9 protein-coding genes are annotated in these 7,556 nt (G+C 61.4%); 6 read left to right on the forward strand and 3 right to left on the reverse strand.

Annotated features, from left to right (window positions below; all coding sequences use genetic code 11):
* Window positions 1-51 precede the first annotated feature (51 nt).
* Window positions 52-486, reverse strand: a complete 435-nt coding sequence (locus OC610_RS17015) for a rhodanese-like domain-containing protein (protein WP_264429244.1) — start codon at window positions 484-486, stop codon at window positions 52-54.
* A gap of 102 nt (window positions 487-588) precedes the next feature.
* On the opposite strand from OC610_RS17015, the gene ftrA reads away from it, so the two are divergent.
* A complete protein-coding gene (gene ftrA / locus OC610_RS17020; RefSeq protein ID WP_264429246.1) occupies window positions 589-1,548 on the forward strand; it encodes a transcriptional regulator FtrA in 960 nt (319 codons plus the stop codon).
* Between the two features lie 160 nt (window positions 1,549-1,708).
* Here the strand turns inward: ftrA and cobF are convergent, their stop codons facing one another.
* Window positions 1,709-2,464 (reverse strand): precorrin-6A synthase (deacetylating), encoded by a 756-nt coding sequence (gene cobF / locus OC610_RS17025; protein WP_264429248.1) that lies wholly within the window; start codon window positions 2,462-2,464, stop codon window positions 1,709-1,711.
* The gene (locus OC610_RS17030; protein WP_264429251.1) at window positions 2,465-3,028 is read right to left on the reverse strand and encodes a histidine phosphatase family protein; all 564 of its coding nucleotides are present in this window, start codon (window positions 3,026-3,028) and stop codon (window positions 2,465-2,467) included.
* A 294-nt stretch (window positions 3,029-3,322) separates the two neighbouring features.
* Here OC610_RS17030 and OC610_RS17035 point away from each other — a divergent pair, with 294 nt between their 5' ends.
* The 5 genes from OC610_RS17035 (at window position 3,323) to OC610_RS17055 (ending at window position 7,530) form a co-directional block, all read left to right on the forward strand.
* Complete coding sequence (locus tag OC610_RS17035) at window positions 3,323-3,526, forward strand: hypothetical protein (protein WP_264429252.1); 204 nt, start codon at window positions 3,323-3,325, stop codon at window positions 3,524-3,526.
* Window positions 3,519-4,271 (forward strand): N-formylglutamate amidohydrolase, encoded by a 753-nt coding sequence (locus OC610_RS17040; RefSeq protein ID WP_264429254.1) that lies wholly within the window; start codon window positions 3,519-3,521, stop codon window positions 4,269-4,271. The genes OC610_RS17035 and OC610_RS17040 overlap by 8 nt, the downstream gene beginning before the upstream one ends.
* A 105-nt stretch (window positions 4,272-4,376) precedes the next feature.
* Window positions 4,377-5,393, forward strand: coding sequence for an arginine N-succinyltransferase (locus tag OC610_RS17045; RefSeq protein ID WP_264429256.1), 1,017 nt, complete (start codon window positions 4,377-4,379; stop codon window positions 5,391-5,393).
* A gap of 61 nt (window positions 5,394-5,454) precedes the next feature.
* On the forward strand, window positions 5,455-6,489 hold the full coding sequence (gene astA, locus OC610_RS17050; RefSeq protein ID WP_264429257.1) for an arginine N-succinyltransferase: 1,035 nt from the start codon (window positions 5,455-5,457) through the stop codon (window positions 6,487-6,489).
* 171 nt (window positions 6,490-6,660) lie between these two features.
* Window positions 6,661-7,530, forward strand: coding sequence for an isocitrate lyase/PEP mutase family protein (locus OC610_RS17055; RefSeq protein WP_264429258.1), 870 nt, complete (start codon window positions 6,661-6,663; stop codon window positions 7,528-7,530).
* The last annotated feature ends 26 nt before the right edge of the window (window positions 7,531-7,556 follow it).

Consider the following 7,556-nt stretch of genomic DNA (forward strand, 5'->3'; position numbering starts at 1 on the left):
CGCAGGCTTCGCCAGCTCCTACACGGCCCACGGCCCAGCGGGAGCAAGCTTTCAGCAATCGCAGCTGATCGCCTTTTCCGCGACACGCTCCACGGAACCGGTCAGGCGAAAACCCTCATCGAGCCAGCCCATGACACCGCCGATCATTTCCTTGACCGGATAACCCAGCGTTGCCAGGCGCACCGCCGCCTTGTTCGCACCGTTGCAATGCGGGCCAGCACAGTACACCACGAACAGTGTGGTCTTGGCGTAGGCCGCCAACGCCTCGGCGGTGAGGGTCCGGGTCGGAAGGTTGATCGCCCCGGGCACATGTCCGCGTTCGTAGGCCAGCGGTCCGCGCACGTCCACCAGCACAAAGTCGACGGTGCCGGCCTCTTGGCTGGCATGCACGTCGGAACAATCGGTTTCGAACATCAGGCGACGACCGAAATGCTGCAGGGCGAGGTCGGATGGGGCGGCAGGCACTTCGCGAACAAGACTGGTCATGCGTGGTTACTCCGGGACAGATGAAGACTGGAACAGACTTTATCCCCCCGACGCTAACCGCTACAGTGGCGCACAAGACACTCTGTGGGAATTTTCCGCCAAATGCAGCCTGCTCCCGGCCTGGTCGCGATCCTCGCGTATGACGGCTTGTGCACATTCGAATTCGGTGTTGCCGTGGAAATCTTCGGACTGGCACGGCCCGAGTTCGATTTCCCTTGGTATGAACACCGCATCGTCGCCGTCGACGACGGCCCGATGCGCGCCATGGGCGGCTTCCAGGTCCTGGCCGATGGCGGCATGGAGCTGCTCGACACCGCCCGGACCATCATCGTGCCGGGCTGGCGCAGCCGCAGCGAACCGCCCTCCGACGCCCTGCTCCTCGCCCTGCGCCGTGCCCACGCCCGCGGCGCCCGCTTGCTGTCGATCTGCTCCGGGGCGTTCGTCCTGGCGGCCACTGGACTGCTTGATGGCTTGGCAGCGACGACGCACTGGCGCTACACCGACGAACTGGCGCAAGGCTATCCCGCCATTCGTGTCGACCCGGATGTGCTCTATGTCGACTCGGGCCAACTGATCACTTCCGCCGGCAGCGCCGCGGGCATCGATGCGTGCCTGCACCTGGTGGCCCGGGATTTCGGTGCCCAGGTTGCCAATGCCGTGGCGCGACGACTGGTCATGCCGACACAACGCACCGGTGGCCAGGCACAATTCATCCCCTCGCCGGTCAGCCGCACGCCGCGCGGTGATTTGTCCAGTGTCATGCAGTGGGCCCGCGAGAACCTCCACGAACCGCTGGGCGTGCGCGAACTGGCGAGCCGCGCGGCGATGAGCGAACGGACCTTCCTGCGCCGTTTCACCCAAGCCTGCGGTGTATCGCCCAAGGCCTGGCTGCAACATGAACGCTTGGCCCGGGCCCGGGAACTGTTGGAAAGCACCGCAGACAACACCGACAACATCGCCCAGCTGTGTGGCTATCGTTCGGTGGACAGTTTTCGCGTAGCGTTCCGCAGCGTGGTAGGCGTGGCGCCGTCGGTGTATCGGGAGCGGTTTGGCCGAGGCTGAAGATGCGCCGCGTCCAAGGCCATACCTTTGTGGCGAGGGAGCTTGCTCCCGCTCGACTGCGAAGCAGGCGCAAGATTAAGCGTATGACTGTCAGATGTCGGGGTTGCTGCGCAACCCAGCGGGAGCAAGCTCCCTCGCCACGGTTGGGTCGAGTCTGCGATCAGGGCCGGCGCAACAGGTATGTGTCCATGATCCAGCCATGCTCTTTTCGCGCCGCCTTGCGCGTGCGTTCGATGTCGTCGGCCACGTCTCCCAACCGCCCGGCGATCAGCCGTTCATCTGGCGTCCCCACATAGGCGCCCCAGTAGATCCGCGTATCAGGATCGCTCACGCACTGGTAGGCATCCCCGGCATCAAGCATCACCACGACGCTGGACGCGTCGCCCACCTGCCCCGCCGCCAACCGACGTCCGGTGGTGATTTCCAGCGAACCGCCAATCGTGTTCAACGGTACTTTATGTTTCGCCGCAAGGGCCTGGACGCTGGTGATGCCGGGGATCACATCGAATTCGAAGGCACAGCGTCCCGCGTCGAGGATCGCCTGCAGGATGCGCAAGGTGCTGTCGTACAACGACGGATCCCCCCACACCAGGAAACCGCCGTGCTGCCCGTCAGATAACTCTTCATTGATCAACCTTTCGAAGGTGGTCTGCTTCGCACGGTTCAATGCTTCGACGCTTGCTGTGTAGTCCGTGTCGTCGCGTTGGCGCTCCGGACTGTAGGCTTCGACGAAACGGTACGTACGACCGATGATGTAGCGTTGACAGATTTCGCGGCGCAGATCCAGCAGCGTCTCCTTGGCGGGCCCCTTGTCCATGAGAAAAAACACATCCACCTGGTTCAAGGTCTTCACCGCTTGCATCGTCAGGTGATCCGGATCGCCGGCGCCGATGCCTATCACGGACAATTTCTTCATTTACGCGGGCTCCGGTATGCGCAATCTCCAGATTTCATTGAAGCGCAGGTCGACGACGCCCAGCGGTTCGATGTCGATCCGATTGAGCGTGGCCATGGGACAACCCAGCACGTTCACCAGCGCAGCACGGATAACAAACGGATGGGTCACCGCCAGGTAATGGCCCGGTATGTTCTCCAGGGTTGCCAGCCAATCGCCGACGCGGCGGCACAGCCGGGAGACCGACTCACCACCATGGGGCGCGGCATCCGGGTCGTCGCGCCAGGCTTGAAGCAATTGCGGCTGGGTCTTGAGCAATTCATCAACCGACAGTCCGCGCCACTGGCCAAAATCGCAATCGGCCAGGGCTTGGATCGGCTGCGGCTCGTGACCCAGCAGCGCGGCGGTCTGGCGGGTGCGCAGCTCCGGCCCGCATAGCAGACGGCGGACGTTCCGATATTCGCGTCCGATGCCGGGACGCTTCGCCAGCCAGTCGGCATCCAGGGGTTCATCCAAGCCGAAACGCACTGCTTTCTGGGCGGCGGTGCGGCCATGGCACATCAGGGTCAGGCGAGTGGCTTGCACGCGGGATACTCGGTTTCCGGAGAAGTCATGGCAGGAACAATCCCAGATTTTCTTGTACAGCACCTTATATGAAATCAAATAACCGAGACAAAAAGGCGTAATTTCCGACACTGAAAAAAGCTATGCCTGACATACGACGGAGCCCCAGCCAAACCCTTGTCCTACAAGGCTTCTGTAGATATTTTCTGGCTTTTTAAACGGAACGTAAAAACCTCTGGACACGTGGCACCTGCTGCCCAAATACTATTTTAAGAGCTACGAAAGAATCGACACTCATCCAGGCAAGGAGCACGGATGCCTCTCTCCAGAGACCCGATCACCGATCCGTGCCTGGTTTTGACGCCATCGGAACGCCAGGTCATGCGACCGCCACGCGGTTGGGCTGTACTCGGCGCCTTGCCCGGCCTGTTGGCTGGAACCTGTTTCGCCTTGGACGCCCGGGAATTGGCCTCGACCCAGAAGCTGTCATTTGCCGAGCCTTGTAAACACTATGCGTGAATCCATTGAATGTGCTGAGGCGGGTCTGTACACCAAGCCTGCCTTCCGATTGCTGCGGGAAGACTCCGATCATCCGTTGCTGCTGGTTTGCGAACATGCCAGCCGCTTCATCCCAAGCGCGCTGAATGACCTCGGCCTGGATGAAACCGCCGCCCAGGAACACATTGCCTGGGACATCGGTGCCCTTGCCTTGGCTGAACGGCTGTCCGAAACCCTCGGCGCAACCTTGCTGTCAGCCAATTACTCACGGCTTTTGATCGATCTGAATCGTCCACTCCACGTCGCCGACAGCATTCCGGCCCAAAGTGAGATCTACCAGATCCCTGGCAACCAGTCCCTGGACGACGCCACGCGCGAATACCGCCAACAGTGCCTCTACCATCCATTCCATGATCAACTGCGCAGGTTGATCGACCAGCGCCTGGCCGATAAGCGGACCGTTCGAGTGGTAGGCATCCACAGTTTCACACCGGTGTTCTACGGCCAGCCGCGAGCCCTCGAGGCAGGTGTGCTGTTTGGCGAAGCCGGGGAATATGCCCAGCGCATCGTCGAAGGGTTGGGAAGACATTCGCTGCGGGCCGCCGGTAACCAGCCCTATAAAGTCAGCCCCTTGAGTGACATGACGGTACCGGTACACGGCGACGGCCGCGGCCTCGATTCGGTGCTGATCGAAGTGCGCAATGACCTGCTGCGCAGTCCCGAATCGATACGGACCTGGAGCGCCTATCTCGCACCGCTGCTATGACGCGACGGTAATTAGTTTCAATTTTCAGCTTCAACGCGTGGACATCGACAGTGATCGTCAAGCCCGGTGCAGGTCATCGGGTTCTCTGGAACAGGAGTGCAATCCATGCTGGCCTTACGTCCAGTTCAGTTATCCGATTTGCCACAACTGCAGCAACTGGCCCGTGACAGCCTGGTGGGCGTCACTTCGCTCCCAGACGACACCGACCGCCTGCGGGAGAAGATTCTCGGCTCGTGCGCCTCGTTCGAAGCCGATGTGCAGGCCCCGGGCGGGGAGAACTATTTCTTCGTCTTGCAGAACCTCGCGTCCGGCCACTTGGTGGGGTGCTCGGAGATTATCGCCAGCACCGGTTGCAACGAACCGTTCTTCAGCTTGCGCCATCGGCCATTTTCCAGCGAGTCCCGGGAACTGAACATCCACCACGGCGTACCGGCGCTGTCGTTGTGCCAGGACCTCAGCGGCCAGACATTGCTGCGCGGTTTTCACATCGATGCTACCCGTGTGCGGACCCCGGAATCGGAGTTGCTGTCCCGGGCGCGGCTGATGTTCATCGGTGCCCACCCCCGGCGCTTTGCCGAATCAGTTATCACCGAAATCGTCGGTTTCAGCAGCGAGGACGGGCGTTCGCCATTCTGGGACGCCGTCGGCCAGCATTTTTTCGACCTGCCCTACACCGAAGCCGAACGCCTGTGCGGCCTGCAGAGCCGCAGCTTTCTCGCTGAATTGATGCCGCAGTATCCAATCTATGTGCCGATGCTGCCGGAGGCGGCCCAGGCCTGCATCGGCCGGGTGCACCCTGACGGCCAGGAAGCGTTCGACATACTCGAGCGCGAGGGTTTCGAAACCAACAGCTATGTGGACCTTTTCGACGGTGGGCCGACGTTGCACGGTCGGATCACGAACATTCGCTCGATCGTCCAAAGTCGCTCGGTCATCACCCGGCAAAGCCAAGTAATCGATGCCCGTGGGCGGTATCTGGTAAGCAACGACGGCCTCGCAGATTATCGGGCCCTCATCGCGGACCTGGACGTCAGCGACGAGGGCCCGGTGGCACTGCACCCTGACATGCTGGCGGCGCTGGGAGTCACCGAGGGTGAGCAGATTCGGGTGGTGAGCCTATGACAGCGATCGGATTGCATGCTGCCCCTCGACACCGAGCCAGGCATGACGAAGGAGGCGCTTCATGATCGTCCGCCCCGTCGCCCTGACCGACCTGCCTGCATTATTGGACCTGGCCCGCTGCGCCGGCCCGGGCTTCACCAGCCTGCCGGCCAACGAGGAACGCCTGGCGCATCGGGTGCGCTGGGCCCAGCGCACCTTCGCCGGACAGGTCGAACGGGCTGACGCCGACTACCTGTTCGTGCTCGAGGACGATGATCGGCAAGTGGTGGGCATCAGTGCGCTGACCGGGGCCGTCGGGGTTCGCGAACCCTGGTACAACTATCGCGTCGGTGTCACGGTCAGCTCGGCGCCTGAACTGGGCATCCAGCGGCAGATCCCGACGTTATTCCTCAATAATGAAATGACCGGTCAATCGGAAATCTGCTCTTTATTCCTGCGTCCCGAGCAGCGTCGCGGCCATAACGGCCGCCTGCTGTCCTTGGCGCGCCTGCTGTTCGTTGCCGAGTTCCCAACGCTGTTTGGTGAAAAACTGATTGCCGAACTGCGCGGCCACGCCGATGCACAGGGCCGCTCGCCTTTTTGGGATAGCCTGGGAAGGCACTTCTTCCAGAAGGACTTCAGCTACGCCGACCAGCTGTCCGGCATGGGCAACAAATCATTTATCGCCGAGTTGATGCCGCGTCAGCCGCTGTATACCTGCCTGCTCACCGAGCAAGCCCAAGCCGTGATCGGCAAGGCTCACCCCAATACTGAACCGGCCTTGAAAATCCTCAGTGCCGAAGGTTTCGCCCATAAGGGATACATTGATATTTTCGACGGTGGTCCGGTGGTCGAGGCGCCGCTGGCGAAGATCCGTAGCGTGCGCGACAGCCAGCCGCTGACGCTGGCGATCGGTACACCGGACGAACAGGCCCCGATCTGGCTGATTCATAACCGACGCCTGGAAAACTGCCGCGTTACCAGTGCCCGCGCCCATCAACACGGCCATAGCCTGCTCGTTGACCGCCTCACCGCCAAACGCCTGCAAGTGCAGCCGGGTGACACCGTACGCGCCGTGGCATTGCCCAAGCAGGGACAACAAACGGTGGCAGCGTAAGCCCTGTGTCCCCGGTTATGGGCTTTCCAGCCGGCGGGCTCTGGCCTGATGCCATAACGGCATCGCCCATACGCATTCGTCATCATCTCTGCGCTTGCCACGTGGTAGCCTTTGGATCTTTCGGCGTTGACATTTTTGCTCAAGCCTTTCCATTCCATTGGTGGAATTCATATGTCCAGGCTCTCCCATCAAGATTTGCGTCGCAATTTTCGTCAATTGCTGGCTTCCAAGACCTGCTATCACACCGCCTCGGTGTTTGATCCGATGTCGGCGCGCATCGCCGCCGACCTGGGTTTCGAAGTCGGCATCCTGGGAGGCTCGGTGGCGTCGTTGCAGGTATTGGGCGCGCCGGACTTTGCGTTGATCACCCTCAGTGAGTTTGCCGAGCAGGCGACCCGGATTGGCCGCGTGGCCCAATTGCCGTTCATTGCCGACGCCGACCATGGCTACGGCAATGCACTGAACGTGATGCGTACCATCATCGAACTCGAGCGCGCTGGCGTGGCTGCGCTGACTATCGAAGACACCTTGCTGCCAGCCCAGTTTGGCCGCAAATCCACCGACCTGATCAGCGTGGCCGAAGGCGTCGGCAAGATTCGCGCGGCATTGGAGGCACGGGTCGATTCTGAAATGGCGATCGTTGCCCGCACCAATGCCGGGATCCTGCCGGTCCAGGAAATCATCAGCCGCACCCGGCAATACGAGCGGGCCGGCGCGGACGGCATCTGCATGGTGGGCGTGCAAGATTTCGAGCATCTGGAGCAGATCAGCGAAAACCTGAGCGTCCCCTTGATGCTCGTGACCTACGGCAATCCATTGCTACGGGACGATAAACGCCTGGCCGAACTGGGTGTGCGCGTCACGATCGATGGCCATGGCGCCTATTTCGCCGCGATCAAGGCCACCTATGACAGCCTGCGCGAGCAGCGCCAGATCTTCACCCAGGCATCAGACCTGAACGCCACCGAACTGACCCACACCTACACCCAGCCCGAGGAATATATTCGTTGGGCCGAGGAATACATGAGCGTCAAGGAGTGAGCTGATTCGCTGCCCAGGCGACCGCA

This window comes from Pseudomonas agronomica (assembly GCF_025917275.1).
Taxonomy (GTDB): domain Bacteria; phylum Pseudomonadota; class Gammaproteobacteria; order Pseudomonadales; family Pseudomonadaceae; genus Aquipseudomonas; species Aquipseudomonas agronomica.

What these genes read in the sequence shown, in the direction of transcription:
- OC610_RS17015 (WP_264429244.1), bottom strand. Translation starts at nt 486, where the DNA reads ATGACCAGTCTTGTTCGCGAAGTGCCTGCCGCCCCATCCGACCTCGCC.
- ftrA (WP_264429246.1), top strand. Translation starts at nt 589, where the DNA reads ATGCAGCCTGCTCCCGGCCTGGTCGCGATCCTCGCGTATGACGGCTTG.
- cobF (WP_264429248.1), bottom strand. Translation starts at nt 2,464, where the DNA reads ATGAAGAAATTGTCCGTGATAGGCATCGGCGCCGGCGATCCGGATCAC.
- OC610_RS17035 (WP_264429252.1), top strand. Translation starts at nt 3,323, where the DNA reads ATGCCTCTCTCCAGAGACCCGATCACCGATCCGTGCCTGGTTTTGACG.
- OC610_RS17040 (WP_264429254.1), top strand. Translation starts at nt 3,519, where the DNA reads ATGCGTGAATCCATTGAATGTGCTGAGGCGGGTCTGTACACCAAGCCT.
- OC610_RS17045 (WP_264429256.1), top strand. Translation starts at nt 4,377, where the DNA reads ATGCTGGCCTTACGTCCAGTTCAGTTATCCGATTTGCCACAACTGCAG.
- astA (WP_264429257.1), top strand. Translation starts at nt 5,455, where the DNA reads ATGATCGTCCGCCCCGTCGCCCTGACCGACCTGCCTGCATTATTGGAC.
- OC610_RS17055 (WP_264429258.1), top strand. Translation starts at nt 6,661, where the DNA reads ATGTCCAGGCTCTCCCATCAAGATTTGCGTCGCAATTTTCGTCAATTG.